This window comes from Bacteroides sp. f07 (assembly GCF_042854785.1).
Taxonomy (GTDB): domain Bacteria; phylum Bacteroidota; class Bacteroidia; order Bacteroidales; family Bacteroidaceae; genus Bacteroides.
Genome location: NZ_BAABXI010000003.1, coordinates 779087 through 795410, shown reverse-complemented (window position 1 = coordinate 795410; position 16324 = coordinate 779087). Strand labels below are relative to the sequence as shown.

Genomic DNA, 16324 nt, shown 5'->3' with positions numbered 1-16324 from the left:
TTAAAAATTGAATTCTGATGGAAAATGTAATAATTCCTAGTGAAACTTCGTTGGTATCGGTCGTTATTCCCTGCTATAATTCAGTCAAGCTCCGAAGAACGCTTGAAAGTGTATGCAAACAGACTCATACATGTTGGGAAGCAATCTGTGTGGATGACGGCTCGGATATGGAACTTCTTCCAATAATTGAGGCGTTAGGTGATTCCCGTATATCTTATTATCGCTTGGCGGAACATACGAATGCCAATGTGGCTCGCAATTACGGTATTCTTCACAGCCGGGGAGCATATATTGCCATGCTCGATTCGGATGACGAATGGTTGGAGAACCATTTGGAGGATTCTCTTCGTATTCTATCGGAGGGACATACCGATTGTGTGTATAGCAGTTTGATTCTTAGAGGAAAAACGGATTCTGTGTTTACCACCCGTGCGGTAAATGAAAGTGAAACAATGATTGATTTTCTGCTTTCCACAGGATATGGAGCGCAGACTTCTACGCTTGTAATGACTACTTCAAGTGCCAAAGAGATTCTTTGGGATGAGAAACTTCACCGGCATCAGGATTACGACTTTGTGGTCAGGTATAGCCGGAAGTACAGGATGCTTCCGAAAATTACTCCTACAGTGATTTATCATTGCTCCGACACTTCTCGTACAATTGACTTCGATTCGTGTATCCGTTTTATACGTTCGGTAGAGGATGAGATAACAGACCGGATTTATATGAATTATCATAAGCATATGTTGAGGCTTGCTGTTGCCTGCAATGCACAGGAGAAAATAGTTAATCATTATCGTAAAGCGGTTACACATTATGAATATTTGCTTCCATTCTATGATTATTTGTTGATATTGAAACCTCGAAATAAGTTTCAGGCATGGGTATTGAAAATGAAATACATTTTGGGTATACTAATGGTGAAAATTGGATAAAAGATTGAATTGTCTCCTTGTTTTTGACTGCTGCATTTTCAGTGTGTCCATCGAGATTTTGACTTTATTGTCTAATGTGTTGATTATTAGCGAGAAAAATGTTTGAAAATGTCCATCTCGATTTTTGGATGTTAATTGGCGTCTTCGTAACTTTGGAACATAAGTTAAGTACGATATTATGAAACACAAAATGGTATGCTAATTTTATTTTGGACAAAGATACGCCGCACAAAATTCTCTATTTATGACCAACTGCGAATGGATGAACTCTCGCAAATTTTACCGTGCGATGTGGAGATCACGTATGATCGGGCCAAAATGTCGATTACCGATGTTGTGGTTTTCAATCTTCCTTTTTTATATCATGAACTGGAGGGTGATCTTGAGAAGTCGGAACATCAGATTTGGGCAGCGTGGAGTTATGAAAGTGAAGTCAATTACCCTTGGATGTTTTCCGATGAGTTGAAAGATATATTTGATCTTTGGATGACTTATCATTTGGATTCGGATATTGTGTTGCCATATTATGACTATACTTTCAAGGAAAAGCTGTTTACTCCACCTTGTGAAAAGACTAAAGATGTGTGTATGTTTATATCCAGTCCTGTGAACAATAGTCATCGGTTGGAATATATTTCAGAATTAATGGAATACTTGCCTATTGATTCTTATGGCAGTTGGAGAAGGAACGGCGTATTGGATGAAGATAAAGGCTATCTTACCAAACTTGATATAATCAAACAATATAAGTTTACTATTGCATTTGAAAATGCGATAAGTCAGGATTATGTGACGGAGAAATTTTTTGAACTGTTGACTGTCGGTTCTGTGCCGATTTATCTGGGTGCTCCGAATATAGAGACGTTTTCTCCTGGAGAACATGCCTTTATAGATGTGAGGGATTATGCTTCTCCGAAAGATTTGGCGGATGATATAATGAGATATTGCCGGAATATATCAAGGTATAATTCACTTTTAGAGTGGAAGAGGAAACCTTTGTCTGATGAATTGGCTGGGTTGATTGAAGAACAGCGGGAGCATGCTTTCATAAGGATGGTGGGACTGGCGAAAGGTAGAATCGAAGTAAAGCTAATGTAAGTAATAGATAGCTCTTTCTTGCTAAAGTTGCAGGGCAAGTAAAGAAAACTGCGGTATCATTAAATAAATAAGTAATTATGAAAAAACTTAGTAAGTTGAAACTTAAAGAGTTTCGTGAAATGAGCGATTTTGAGATGAAACAAGTCTTGGGTGGCTCTGGCGATTTTGAAGGTGGAGGAACTGGTAATATTGAAGGTGGTTCGGGAGAAGTTACTCACAATTGCGACTTAAAGTGCACAAATGGCTTATCATTCAAAGCTTATGACTGTGACGAAGCCAGTTCTGCAAGTGCATGTGAATACTATGGTGGGGCTGTTGAAAGCTGTGATTGTCCATCGTAATTAGTGTTAAGTTAAGGGCTGACTAAAAGACCGAAAAGAAGGCTTTGCTTTTTTCAAGTGTTTGTAAGAATGTAAATGCAAATAGTTTTTCTTTCAGTCAGCCCATTCATTTTTTGATTTTTAAAATAAAAGACTATGAGAGTGTTTGTTTTATATAGCTTATTTTTTGTAATCCTGCCACTCTTTTCTCAAAACACTGGGAAAATCCAACTTGTCGGCTCAGTTGAAAGTCCTGATATAAGAGGTTTAGGAATAACGTATTGTGCCAACCCGTTTAAAGATAGTGAGTTTAATAGGACTTCTTACAAGGATATATTTAGAAAAGGCGATGTGTATGTAGAAGAGATTGAAAGGGCGACTTTTCAGGTCGCTTTATTGTCAATTCCTGGTAGCAGGATGATGCCTGTATTTATGACTCCCGGTGACTCTGTTTCATTTATTGTAAAAAGAGACAAAGACGGCAGACCTTTTTTTGAGTTTTCCGGTGAAAATGCTTCTCATTATAATTATTCTTTTCAAGAGGAAAGAGCAGTACGAAACTGGCCTAAATTATACAAAAAAGGTAATGACATCTTACAGTACAAACTGGCTGTTAAAGAATATAGAGATGACCAATTAGCCTTTTTAGAAAATTACTGCCGTCAAAATTTTGTTTCTGACGAATTTTATGCGTATGCTAAAGCATCTATAAATAATCGATATGTTTGTAATCTTTATTTTCCTGTAGCGAATAAGCAAATATCGAAAATAGAGATCCCCGATGGCTATTTTGACGATAACTTATGTGTCACTAACAGCTTGTCCGAACTGTATATCTCTGCATTATGGTATTTGCATGTGTATGATTATACTGATGATATTTATAATAACTTTGATACGGTTTATAACCATATTGTAAATGATTTTGAAGGAAATGAAAGAGCTTATCTTATGAGTGCAATGATTGGCTTTTTTGCTTCAAAAAACAGTCAGTCATATAGTAAACAATTACTGAATGCGATTAATCAGGCTTCCCGATATACACAAAATAAGGAATGTTTGAAGTATATCGAAAAAGCAAAGATGTTCTATACCTTATTGAACCGCCCAATCCCCGGGAATATATTGGAGAATACTTTTTTGATAGAATATAACACTAAAAGTAAGGTATCATTGAAAGAAGTTTTGCAGAAATATAAGGGCAAAGCTATATATATAGATTTTTGGGCATCGTGGTGTGGTCCCTGCAAAAAGGATATTTCTCAGTCGGAAGAGGCGAAAGCCTATTTAAAAGAAAAAGATATTGTGTATTTATATATTGGGCGTAAAGAAAAGTCTGAAAAATGGGTAGATGCTTCAAAACAATTAGGTATCACTGAGAATCAATATATGGAGGAAAATTTAGGAAAGTCTCTTCTGGCGGAATATTTTAAAATAGGTCTGATTCCCAGATACGTTTTATTGAACAAAGAACATAAGGTATTCAATGCTAATGCTCCCCGTCCTATACCGTCGCAACGTGTTGATTTGGAGAAAGAAATCGGGGGGGTGACTTTAGTTAAATAGTTGGAACGAAATAAAGAACTTGATATCGTAATGAAATATGAACACACATTTCTCTCTGCATAAGAATCGGACTCTTTTATCGGCATATCTTAGTTTGTTGAAAGTAAAACATACGGCAAGATATGCAGACAAATTATATAATGAACATCCGTATAAATATTCTCTTTTCGGATTGTCGAAGATGCTTTTGGAATATAAAATACCGAATGCGGGAGTTGAAATATTAAACAAAGAGCAGGGTATAAAGGACCTGGAACCACCTTTCATGGCTTATGCGGGGAATGAATTTGTTTTAGTTTACGAAAAGGACGATGCGAAGGTCTCTTATTTGTGGCAAGGTAAACGGGTTAAGGTAGACATGGATTATTTTCAGCGTATTTGGTCGGGAGTTGTCTTGCTTGCCGAACCGACAGCGGAGTCCGTAGAACCAAATTATCGTCAAAACCGTAAATGGGAATGGATGGAACGTATCAAACCGTTCTTGTTGTTGGTGATGGTAAGTTGCCTTTTGATATTTTCGTGTGCCGAAGCAGGTGTATGTTCAAGTCTTATAAAGTTTTTTATTTTATTGGTTGATTTCTTGGGATTGTATGTATGCACATTGTTGTTGATGAAACAAATTCATGTCCAAAGCCGGTCTGCCGATAAGCTATGCTCGTTGTTCAAGAAAAGTGATTGCAACAATATATTGGAATCTAAAGATGCGAAACTTTGGGGAATAATCAGTTGGAGTGAGATTGGGTTTGGCTATTTTTGCTCAAATCTGGTTATTTTTCTTTGGTTGCCTTCTTTGATGGGATATTCGGTTTGGATAGGGTTTTTCGCTTTGTTATTTAGCTTTTGGAGTGTTTGGTATCAAGCGGTAAAAGTCAGGCAATGGTGTCCGCTTTGCCTGATGGTGCAAATTCTGTTTTGGGTTTTATTTCTTTTGTATTTGCTGGCAGGGTTTGTGATGGTTCCGTCACTTTCTTTGAAGTCACTTTTTATAGTCGGTTGTGTTTATTCCATTCCGGTTTTGTCAGTTAGCCTTATTTGTCCCCAATGGGGGATAAGCGGTAGAATGCAAAATCTGGTGCAACAGACAAACAGCCTTAGATTGAGGGATGAAGTGATTGCCGCTATATTGAAAAAGCAGTTGCATCATCCTGTTGACATAACTGACTCCAAGATTCTTTTTGGCAACCCTCAATCAAAAATATGGGTGACTATTCTGACTAATCCTCATTGCGAGCCTTGCGGGGTGATGCATAGACGGGTGGAGACTCTTTTGAATAAGGTTGGCGAAAGCATTTGTGTCCAATATGTTTTTTCTTCTTTTAATAAAGAACTGGAGAAAAGTAGCAAACAATTGATAGCGGTCTATTTAAATCATACACTTGAAGAGACGAATCAAATATTTCATGAATGGTTTACCGGCGGTAAATACAGGAAGGATGATTTTTATCAGCGCTATTCTCTGAATTTGGAAGATGAAAACGTAGAAAGGGAACTCGAAAGCCATAACAGATGGAAGGAAAAAGCTGGGCTTACAGCCACTCCTACTATTTTGGTCAATGGTTACATGTTGCCGCGTAATTATCGGATAGAAGATATGGTGTATTTGGTCGACAATGAGGATATTCGGTCTTTATAGCTAAACCGTAGTGCTATAAAGGTTGTATGAATGTTGGATTCAATCTACGGAGAAATTAAAAAAATGATTGTATGAAGAAATTGAAGAGAATTAGTTTGAGTGACGTTAAAGTAATGGATGCTCAGGAAATGAAGATGATTTTGGGCGGCTCAGGAAGTGGGTCTGAAGGTGGCGGCGATTTAGGCGGCGGTTTTGATGGAACAGGTGTAGCTAAAAGTTGTTCTGACCATAAAACGAAAGAGGAGTGCTTCGGACCGATGGTGGAAGATATTGGTGGAAATTTAGTGCCAGGAAAGTGTGTTTGGAAAGTTATTCCTGCATTGAAATACGCAGGCTGTGTGTTTGAAGGGTAACAACGTAGTAAGTATTTATGGGTCCTGCTATTGTCGGCAGGACTCCAATTAAAAACTAAATATATGAAAACATTTTTATCAACAATCGTTTTGTTTTGTAGTAGCTTGCTATTACATGGGCAAGAGCGGGTCTTGAAAGTTTCATTGGAAGGCGTTGTCCCTTATGATACGTTGAAATGTACGGCGGTAATGGAGTATGCAGACAATCTTGAGTGCCTTGGCAAGTGGAATACTCATGCCAACAGTTGGTATTTCCATCTTCCTGATACTTTTCTTGAGCAGGCTCAGTATATTCGTCTGTCGACCACTCAAAAGGATAAACCGGAAATAAAAGGAATTTATCCGTTTTTTAGAATTATGACTGCAAGGGATACAACCCTTTACATGAATAGTTTTTCTTTCTTCGAAAATGTAGATACTCTTTCTTTGCATGCAGAATACCTATATCAGGATACTGTACGGAATAGTATGTATTATAGAACATTTGGAACTGATAAAATCGTTATAACTCCTCATTTTAATCTTATATCTCCTTCTTCGGAGTTGATGCGAACCATTATCAATGCGAACGATTTCTATGTTAAATACAGAGACCTTCCTTTGGAGCAGCGTTTCGCTTTCTTCCATCGTATCATTTCGGATGCTCCCGATTCTCATGGCAATATGGTATTGCTTTACGGTCAGCGTGATAATTTTACTTTGCAGCAGTTAATTTCACTTCGTGCTCTTTTTTCGGAAGAACGAAGATGGAGTTATTATGGCAAGAAATTAGATACATATATACGGTTGTACTCGGATAGGTTTTCAGATACACGTTTGATAAATTGCTTGACAAAACAGGAAGAAACCATTGTTGCTGATGAAAACAAATATACTTTGCTTGTCTTTTCCGCTTCTTGGTGTGCTCCTTGTCACAAACTTATTCCTTTGCTGAAAGAACTCAATGAGAAGAAAAAGTCGGTGATGGATGTGGTGTATGTTACTTTAGACACGCCCGAACAGTTGCCTGCCTGGAATCAGTTGTTAGCGAAGGAGAACATCTCTTGGCGTTCGTTGAGTGTAGGCGGAAGGCTCAATGAAATACGTGAGAAATATAAAGTCCGCGCTATTCCTTATTCTTATCTGATATATCCGCAGAAATCGAAAACGGAAAAGGTCGATATTCGTGATGCGGGCGATAAGTTGAAGATAGAAAACTTGAAATTGGCAGAATAGTTATGCTGGTGCAATCTACATTGCTTGATGAATATAAAGCTTGGAAGGTCTCTTGTTGTGTATATTGGAGAAGGTTCTTTAAAGCGGAAAAAGGAGAATCATTGGACAGATTTGTGTATAGCCAATAAAGAAGATGATAAACGCCTAAGAGAGTTGTATGCCATTAGTGGGATTCCTTATGGGCTTTTGATTGATAAGTCTGGCAAGATTACAGCAGTTGTGACTGCCGGTTGGCGGCATTTAGAGATGTCGCTGAAAACCTATTATAAAGATGTGAATGGATTAAATGATAGGTACAATGAGTAATAAATTTTTTACTGAAAAATGATATGATATTCATGAAAAAAAAGTACTTTTTCATTTGCTTTTCCAATATGCTTTTTATATATTGCGATAAATTATTTGATATGATTGCTGGACGTTGTTTTTTATGTTTGTTTATTAGAAGATTTTGAAATTGAATATAATAAGTGGAAGCTGAAAAACTTGTAAAAAGAGTAGGCGTGATTTAAAATTGGAATTAGACATGAAAAAAATTGGTAAGGTTAAAATTCTTGAAGTTGGGCGAATCTGTACCCCGGAAGAGTTAAGACAGATTTGCGGTGGAAGCGGTATTGATGGTGAAAGTGATAGCGGAGCCTGTACTTTTACTGGATGCAATAAATATAATAATTGCGGTTGGTTTTCACACGAAACTTGTTCACAAGTGAGTGCTCATTATGGCTATGAGAATGATGGAAGTAGCATCTTGTGTTCTGATGGATACTCATATAGTAGTTGTTCATTAAGAACGTATACTTCATGTGGAGGTGGTAAAAACTATGTGGCTTAGAAATCCTTAATAGATTGGTTGCCCCATTAATGCTTATTTGGATAGGCATAGGTGGGGCAGCATAGCTTTGTTTTGTTAATTCTATTGTATTATGAAAAATACTCTGTTTTGTTTTGTTTTTCTTCTTGTTTCTCAGATTGCGGTAGCGCAAATTAAAAGTCAAGTGAGTGAATGCTTTGAACTTGTCAGCATCGCTTTCCGTTTGGCAGATGCTCCTGAATATGTCAATAATCAGAATCTTGATTACGTGAAAGATATAGATTCTTATTTTGTAGGAAACAAGCAGCATGACTTGATACATTATTTGCGTGAGTTGCGAAAAGAGTTTGGAGTCTCATTTGATGCTGTCGCCGTCGCTGCTGCTTATCTTGATATAGAAAATAAGCAGGTTGTTGTTCGTCCGGATGCGGATGTTGCTCAAATAAGTAAAAGTGACAACAGGTGGTCTGAACAGACATTCCGTTCTTTTGTCACATTACTTAATGCTTTTTATCGGGATACGAAATTCAGAGAGTTCTATTTGCGGCATTCGGAACGCTATCATGTAGCTGTGACGCGCATGGACAAGTTGTTGGAAGATGTGAATTGGGAATGGTTCGAGAAAAATTTAGGAGAAGGCTACAAGAAAAATAGAATAGTGGTTTCTCTTGTCAATGGAGCTTCAAATTATGGGTTCTCGACAATGGGAAAGGATAATCAGGTTCAAAGCGGAATAGTTGTCGGTTGTCGTGCAGGGGCTGACGGTTTCCCGCATTTTCAGAAAGGAATGTTGATGATTATTGCGCATGAGTTGCTGCATGGGTATGGAAACGTTCAAATCAAGACTTATTGGGAACAATTAGCTCCATCTGCAACAAAAATATTTGCGTATGTTAAAGACGAAATGGAACAGAAGCATTATGGAGACGTCAAGTCAATGATGTACGAATGGTTCACGAATTTGTTGACTATCATGTATTGTGAGGATAATTCGTTGGCGGGATTCTCTACAGATTTGCAGATTAGATATCTACAGGAAGCCGGATTTATATGGATGGAAAGGTCGGTAGGGTTTATGAAACATTTGGGTAGATGTAGAGATATGCGTTCTATAACGCTTCATGATTATATGCCTCAAATTGTCGGTTTTATTAATTATACAGCCGAGCATTTTGAAGAAGTGGTCGATGAATTCCGAAATAGGCATCCATATATCGTAGAAGTATTTCCGGCATCTGATAGCATGATATCGTTTTCTGATATGGAAACAATTGAGATTCGTTTCTCCGAACCGATGGCAACAAGCATTCATGGAATAGGTTACATCGAAGATGAAAAAGTAGAGTCGCTTCCTTATGTGATGTCTCCTTCGTGGAAAGATGAATATACCTTTCAAATCCGAATAGATAAAGGAAAAGTCGAAAAAGGAAAGGTTTACGGTTTTAAATTAGAACGCAAGGCATTTCAGTCACGTAAGGCAAATCCGATGAAAGATGATTATGAATACATTTTAAGAACGATGGAATGATGAAAGTATCAAAATACACATTTTTGTTTGATGTAGATAATAGTGAATTCTATGTTTATAATACTTTGTCTAATGCTTTGATTGAAATTGAGCAAGAAGCATACCAATATTTATTGGATGCTCAAAAATCTCATAAAAATATTGATGCTTTAAGATTGGAAGATGAACTTTATTCTTTATTAATTTTAAAGAAAATGATTGTAGAGAATGACATAGACGCTTTTTTATTTTATAAAGCGATTCTTACTAATCAAAGATTTGACCAGTCTCATATGCATTTGACGATAGCTCCAACAATGGACTGTTGTTTTAGCTGTCATTATTGTTTTGAGAAGTATAAAGCAAAGAATTATTTGTCAGATAATGTCGCAGATTCTATAATAAAATATTTGAAATCATTAAATCGTCAACCAGGGTTGAAGCTTACTTGGTTTGGTGGAGAGCCTTTGATGGCTCTTCCTCAAATTGAAAATTTCTATAAAAAGTTGGTTGCGGAGTACAAAAAGCCGATAGATTCTAATATGATTACAAGTGGATTTCATATAGATGAGAATGCTATAAAAATTATGCAAAATATAAATTTGGGACAAATTCAAATAACTTTGGATGGATTACCAGAAACTCATAATAAGATTAAAAATACGGAGGGTTGTAAGGACGCATTTGAGAGAGTAATGAAGAATATTGATTTATTATTGGAAAAAACAGATATCCATGTTTCTTTTAGAGTTAATTTAACTAAGCAAAATGCAACAGAGTATGTGGAATTATATGCTTACTTGTTGGATAGATATAAGAGATATAAGAAAAAGGGTATTTCTCCTGCGTTTGTGATGGATAGAGGAGGAACAGAAATGTGTGAAGATGTGAAACAGTTCTTTACTCCCAAAGAGGCATCACAGTTTGTTTTGGATTTATATAATAAGTATCAAATTCATTCGCCATTTCTTAGATATCCACCAAGATTTTTTACAGAATGTGCTATAAGAAATGTGATGTCTATATCTTTTGACCCAGAAGGGTATGCTTATAAATGTTGGGAAGTTATCGGAAATAAAAAATACGCTATTGGAAAACTTGATAATAAAGGAAGGATTAAAGATGTTAATGAGAATATATTAAATAGGCATTTATATGCGGCGGATCCTTTGGAAGATCCAACTTGTTCGGCATGTAGATATTTGCCCATATGTAATGGTGGTTGCCCTATACAAAGAATTGAAAATGTGTTTGAAGGAAAGAAGAATAACTGTTGTACATTTTACAAAGGACGTATGGAAGAGTTTCTTAAAATTCATCTGAAATTGAAAAAAATGGGATTCGAGAATAAATGATATAAGTTATCTGATTTTTAACATAATGTTATGCAGGCTTTAAAACGAATACAACATATTCTAATGTTGAAATCCAAGTTTCTCCCTGACGTAGGACTGTTGGAAGGCAAAATGGGAATAGTGCTTGCTTTTGCATGTTTGTATCGACATACATGCAATAAAATATACTATGAATACATGAGTGAACTCTTAGATGATGTGCTGGAACACGTTTACAAAGGATTGGATGTGGAGTTTACTTCCGGATTCATCGGTATAGGCTGGGGACTCGAATACTTGCTTCAAAGCGGTTTTGTGGAAGGCGATGGTGTTGAGGTTTGCGAAGAGATAGACAAGAAAATCATGGCATTCGATGTCCGAAGAATGACCGATACGTCTTTGGAAAGCGGGCTGGAAGGGTTGTTGCACTATGTGCTGATACATATACGTGGCAGCAAAGAACAGCTTCCTTTCGATGAACTTTATTTCTCGGATTTGTATGCGAAGGTAAAAACGTTGGTGGACGCCGGACAACGGGAAGACTCTTTCCTGCGGTTAGGCAGCATGTATATGCATTGGTATGAAACGCGTTCGATGCCTGATTATCCGTTGGATGTGTTGCAATTTGTAGATTCTCCGGTTGTGGAGCAAGAGCAAATAAGCGTTTCTCCGTTGGGCTTGAGGAATGGATTGGCAGGTTTGTTGTTAAGACAATTGTTGATATGAAGAGGCAGGTTTTTGTGTTTGATGAATATGTCAGTTCTCAGAAGAACGGCATAGGCTCTTTCCTGAAGGAGTTTTGCAACTGTATGAAGCAGTTGGAGGCGGTGGTCTGTATGTTGGTTTTCAATGCGGGTGTAAAGGAACTTACCATTGAGCGGGATGAAGAGGGAAGAATGAAAAGAATGCTGTTCCCGTTTTTTCCCGCAGGTCAGTTTACGCATCATGCCGGAATTGTGGTTCGGTTGCTTCGCTTGTATATCGTTGATTCTCCCGACAACCTGTTTTTTGTCAACCATTCGCCTTGCGAGAGATTGGCAGAGATGCTGAAGAGTGACTTTCCGTTGTCTAAAGTGGTTTTTATCATCCATGATTTGGGATGGACTTCCGGTTGTATGGGTGATGAACGTAGGTTCAGACAAATCATAGAAACGGCAAACGATGAACAGGAGAATACACGGCATATACGGGATTTCTATGCGAAGGAAGTACAAACGTATGGTTTCGTAGACCGTGTGGTGTGTTTGTCCGAGGATACTCGCCACTTGTTACAGACAGTGTATGCACTTCCTTCGGAAAGGGTATTTTTGATACCTAACGGGGTGAAAGAATGTGGTGGAAATGATGTGCAGTGCGCCACCCGTGAGGAGTTGAAGAGAGAACTGTTTATTCCCGCAGATGAAAAGATTATTCTTTATGTAGGCAGACCTACTATGCAAAAAGGTATACATGCCTTGTTAGGCGCTTTTCACACTGTGTTGAAGAAGAATCCGAATGTCCGTCTGGTCATTATTGGTTCCGATAATGGCAATCGGATTGAAAATCTGTTGGCTATTTCTTCAGGTTTTGCTACCCATGTGTCGTTTGTGGGATTGATAAATAAGAAGGAATTGGAGAAGTGGTATGCTGTGGCGGACATGGGGGTGATTTCTTCCTATTATGAGCAATGTCCGTATGTAGGAATTGAGATGATGATGCATGGACTTCCTATTGTTGCATCCGATGGCTTCGGCTTGCGGAATATGTTCAGAGACGGAGTGAATGCGGTGGTGGCTTCCATTGGCGATAGGGAGGATTCGAGCGAATTTTCTCGTAATCTGGCAGAGGCTATGGATAAGTTGCTGCATTCGGATAAGCTGAGAAAGATGTTAAGTAAAAATGCCCAAAATATATATCGCAGTCGTTATAGTGAAAGACAAATGCTGATGGGGTATGGGGAGTTGTTATCCTCATTGGGTTGAAAATATGTTTGATAAATTATTGAATCAATGATTAAATCGTTTCCACACTACCAGCAACTCGAATCGATGGACTGCGGTCCCTCGTGCCTGCGCATGATTGCCAAATACTACGGCCGTAGCTATTCTCTTCAGACCTTGCGGGAAAGAAGTTTCATTACCCGTCAGGGGGTATCCATGTTAGGTATTAGTGATGCCGCCGAAAGCATAGGCATGAGAACGCAGGGAGTACGTATCAACTTTCAACAACTGATTGAGGATGTTCCGTTGCCTTGTATCCTTCATTGGAACCAAAACCATTTTGTCGTGTTGTATGATATCCGGAAGAAAAAGAAGCTTTTCTCCAAAGCGGCAGAAGATTACACTTTTTATATTTCCGACCCGGCGAAAGGAAAGTATCCTATCGGCAAGGCAGGATTCGAGAAATGCTGGGTGAGCACTAAGGATGAAGGGAAGGAAGCCGGATTCGCCCTGTTGCTGACTCCCACTCCCGAATTTCACGAACGTATAGACGACCATGAACAGCAAAAGAAAAACCTTTCTTTCTACCTGCGCTACCTGTTTCCGTACAAGTCGCAACTGTTTCAGTTGATGATAGGGATGTTGTTGGGAAGTGTTTTCTCGCTTATCCTTCCTTTCCTCACCCAGACGATGGTTGACCAAGGTATCGGAAACAATAATCTTGATTTTATCACGTTGATACTCGTCTCCCAATTGGTGTTGTCGTTCACTCAGATGGGAGTCGGTTTCATTCAGAGCTGGATCAGCCTGCACATGAATACCCGAATAAGTATAACCTTGATTTCTGACTTTATTGCCAAATTGATGAGATTGCCTATCCGCTTTTTCGACGCGAAAAACATAGGTGATATCCTGCAACGGATTGGCGACCATGGACGTATTCAATCATTCATGACTGGAACAGCACTTTCCACTCTCTTTTCTTTTTTTAATTTCTTTATCTTCGCCGGTATTATGGCTTATTATAACCTGTCTATCTTGATAGTCTTTTTGGTGGGGAATGCCTTGTATGTCATGTGGATCCTCTCTTTCATGCGTTACCGTCGCAAACTGGATAATGCTCGTTTTTCCCAAGCTTCTGCCAATCAGAGCAACATGGTGCAACTTATCACAGGCATGCAGGAAATCAAACTTAATAATTGCGAGAAACAACAACGTTGGAAATGGGAATCCATACAAGTAAAACTGTTTAAGATAAGTATCAAAGGTACTGCACTGGGACAGACTCAGCAAGTAGGTTCGTTGTTTTTCAGCCAAACAACATCGCTTCTCATTTCCTTCTTATCAGCCAAGGCTGTAGTAGACGGAGATATAACCTTGGGTATGATGATGTCCATCAGTTATATCATCGGACAATTGTCGGGGCCTATCGGTCAGGTGATAAGTTTCAGCCAATCATTGCAGGATGCGAAAATTAGCCTCGAACGGCTCAATGAGATTAATAACAAAGAGGAAGAAATCACCGACATGAATGATAAAATCAATGTGTTGCCGGAGAACAGGGACATAACGATGGAAAATGTATGTTTCAGCTATGACGGTGCGGAAAGGGATTATGTGCTGGATAATCTGAGTCTCACCATTCCGCACAACAAGGTGACTGCTATTGTAGGTGCCAGCGGTAGCGGCAAGACGACTGTTGTCAAACTACTCTTGGGGTTTTATAATCCGGTAAAAGGGGATATTAAAGTGGGGAATTATTCGCTGAAAGACATTAACCCTCATTTGTGGCGGCAAAATACCGGAGCCGTGATGCAGGAAGGATTTCTTTTCTCGGATTCCATTGCGAAAAACATTGCTGTCAGCGATGAGTCGGTAGATACGAAGAAACTGTTGAATGCGGTGGAGATGGCCAATATCAAGGAATTTATCGAATCACTCCCGCAAAAGTATAACAGTAAGATTGGTATGGAAGGAAACGGCGTGAGTCAGGGGCAGAAGCAACGGTTGCTCATTGCGAGGGCTGTCTATAAGAACCCGGCGTTTCTCTTCTTTGACGAAGCTACGAATGCACTGGATGCCAACAATGAGAAAAAGATATTGGATAATCTGACGCAGTTTTATGAGGGAAAGACGGTGGTAGTGGTGGCGCATCGGCTCAGCACGGTGCAGAATGCGGATAATATCGTGGTGATGGAAGCCGGAAAGGTGATTGAGTCGGGCACTCATAAGGAACTGACGGCGAAGAAAGGGGCTTACTACACATTGGTGAAGAATCAACTGGAACTGGGAGTATAGCGTATGGAAAACAGGAAACCGGAAATAGAATTAAGAAGCGAAGATTTCAATGAAGTGCTGACTGCCGTCCCCGCATGGATTGTCCGTTGGGGAATCACGATGATAGCCTGTGTTGTTCTGATGCTGCTTGTAGGCAGTGCCGTATTCAAATACCCGGACATCATCAGTTCTACAGTAAGCTTGACCGGAACCACGCCTGTGTCCGCAGTGGTGGCTAGGACTTCGGGGAAGTTGCAGGAACTGTATGTTGAGAATAATCAGCAAGTTCAAGCAAACACTTTGCTTGCAGTGATAGAAAATCCGGCTAAGACGAATGATATAATCCGACTGAAGGAATTGGTACAACAAGCTGAGAGTAATCTGGATACTATTGCTTTGGTTCCTTCCCAACAGCTTCAGCTTGGTAGCTTACAGTCTCTTTATTCGTCTTTTTATCTTTCCATGTCCGAATACAAGCAGTTTAAAGAGTTGGCATATCATTTAAAAAAGATAGATTTGGTGAAAGCGCGGATTGTGCAGAATGAGGCTTATTATACCAATATGCTGAAACAGAAAGAACTGTCGGCAGTCCAGACAGAAATCGCCCACCAACAATATGCCCGGGATTCTCTCTTGGGTGTCAAGGGGCTTATTTCTAAAGAAGCTGTCGAAGAGTCTTACAGCAGATACCTGCAATCTTTCCTCTCGGCAGAAAATATGGACCGCTCTTTGGAAAACCTGCAGATTCAATTGGCACAGATGAATGAATCTTTGTATGATACGGAATATCAGTATCTGGATCAGAGAAATACGCTGGAAACGAAGTTGCGTTCGCTCATCAACCAGTTGAGGGCCGAGATAGATGCTTGGGAGATAAACTATGCGCTGATAACTCCGGTAGACGGTGAGATTACCTTGACACAGTATTGGACAAACAACCAGAATGTGACGGCAGGCAATATCGTTTTTAATATTGTTCCTAGCAATCAGGGGGAGATTATCGGAAAGGCGCTGTTACCAACGGAAAGGTCTGGCAAGGTAAAAAAGGGGCAGAAGGTGAATATACGGTTTAATAATTATCCGGATAAAGAATTTGGAATCGTGAAAGGAACGGTAAAAAACATCTCTTTGATACCGGTAGTGGATGGACAGAATATCAAAAGCTATATGGTAGATATCCAACTTCCGAACGGATTACGAACCAGTTATAACAAAGAATTGCCGTTTCTGCCGGAAATGGAGGGACAGGCGGATATTATCACCGAAGATATATCTTTATTGGAAAGGTTCTTGATGCCGATAAGGAAAGTGATAACAGAAGGATTAAAGAACGAAGATATGTAATGAAATTGATTG

Annotated in this window: 15 protein-coding genes; all 15 read left to right on the top strand. The window is 39.0% G+C overall.

All coding sequences use genetic code 11. From position 1 onward, the window contains the following. The first annotated feature begins 17 nt into the window (after positions 1-17). A complete protein-coding gene (locus ACGHVY_RS22905; RefSeq protein WP_390601836.1) occupies positions 18-935 on the top strand; it encodes a glycosyltransferase family 2 protein in 918 nt (305 codons plus the stop codon). Between the two features lie 195 nt (positions 936-1130). After that, positions 1131-2033, top strand: a complete 903-nt coding sequence (locus ACGHVY_RS22900; RefSeq protein WP_390601834.1) for a glycosyltransferase family 10 domain-containing protein — start codon at positions 1131-1133, stop codon at positions 2031-2033. 77 nt (positions 2034-2110) lie between these two features. Next, positions 2111-2374 (top strand): TIGR04149 family rSAM-modified RiPP, encoded by a 264-nt coding sequence (locus tag ACGHVY_RS22895; RefSeq protein WP_303877304.1) that lies wholly within the window; start codon positions 2111-2113, stop codon positions 2372-2374. Positions 2375-2509: 135 nt separating this feature from the next. Continuing rightward, positions 2510-3919 (top strand): TlpA family protein disulfide reductase, encoded by a 1410-nt coding sequence (locus ACGHVY_RS22890; RefSeq protein WP_390601832.1) that lies wholly within the window; start codon positions 2510-2512, stop codon positions 3917-3919. Between the two features lie 37 nt (positions 3920-3956). Continuing rightward, entirely contained in the window at positions 3957-5552 is a 1596-nt protein-coding gene (locus ACGHVY_RS22885) for a vitamin K epoxide reductase family protein (protein WP_390601830.1), read from the top strand. A gap of 71 nt (positions 5553-5623) precedes the next feature. Continuing rightward, positions 5624-5905 (top strand): hypothetical protein, encoded by a 282-nt coding sequence (locus tag ACGHVY_RS22880; RefSeq protein ID WP_390601828.1) that lies wholly within the window; start codon positions 5624-5626, stop codon positions 5903-5905. Between the two features lie 63 nt (positions 5906-5968). Then, complete coding sequence (locus ACGHVY_RS22875; protein WP_390601826.1) at positions 5969-7120, top strand: TlpA family protein disulfide reductase; 1152 nt, start codon at positions 5969-5971, stop codon at positions 7118-7120. A gap of 27 nt (positions 7121-7147) precedes the next feature. Continuing rightward, on the top strand, positions 7148-7426 hold the full coding sequence (locus tag ACGHVY_RS22870; protein WP_390601824.1) for a hypothetical protein: 279 nt from the start codon (positions 7148-7150) through the stop codon (positions 7424-7426). A 220-nt stretch (positions 7427-7646) separates the two neighbouring features. Further along, entirely contained in the window at positions 7647-7952 is a 306-nt protein-coding gene (locus ACGHVY_RS22865; protein WP_390601822.1) for a hypothetical protein, read from the top strand. Positions 7953-8115: 163 nt separating this feature from the next. Continuing rightward, the gene (locus ACGHVY_RS22860) at positions 8116-9459 is read left to right on the top strand and encodes a DUF4932 domain-containing protein (RefSeq protein ID WP_390601820.1); all 1344 of its coding nucleotides are present in this window, start codon (positions 8116-8118) and stop codon (positions 9457-9459) included. Continuing rightward, positions 9456-10793 (top strand): radical SAM/SPASM domain-containing protein, encoded by a 1338-nt coding sequence (locus ACGHVY_RS22855; RefSeq protein WP_303877320.1) that lies wholly within the window; start codon positions 9456-9458, stop codon positions 10791-10793. Before ACGHVY_RS22860 ends, ACGHVY_RS22855 begins: the two co-directional genes overlap by 4 nt. Before the next feature lie 177 nt (positions 10794-10970). After that, on the top strand, positions 10971-11498 hold the full coding sequence (locus tag ACGHVY_RS22850; protein WP_390601818.1) for a hypothetical protein: 528 nt from the start codon (positions 10971-10973) through the stop codon (positions 11496-11498). Then, positions 11495-12733, top strand: coding sequence for a glycosyltransferase (locus ACGHVY_RS22845; protein WP_390601816.1), 1239 nt, complete (start codon positions 11495-11497; stop codon positions 12731-12733). Before ACGHVY_RS22850 ends, ACGHVY_RS22845 begins: the two co-directional genes overlap by 4 nt. Before the next feature lie 27 nt (positions 12734-12760). Continuing rightward, the gene (locus ACGHVY_RS22840; protein ID WP_390601814.1) at positions 12761-14989 is read left to right on the top strand and encodes a peptidase domain-containing ABC transporter; all 2229 of its coding nucleotides are present in this window, start codon (positions 12761-12763) and stop codon (positions 14987-14989) included. Positions 14990-14992: 3 nt separating this feature from the next. Then, the gene (locus ACGHVY_RS22835; protein WP_390601812.1) at positions 14993-16312 is read left to right on the top strand and encodes an HlyD family secretion protein; all 1320 of its coding nucleotides are present in this window, start codon (positions 14993-14995) and stop codon (positions 16310-16312) included. Positions 16313-16324 lie beyond the last annotated feature (12 nt).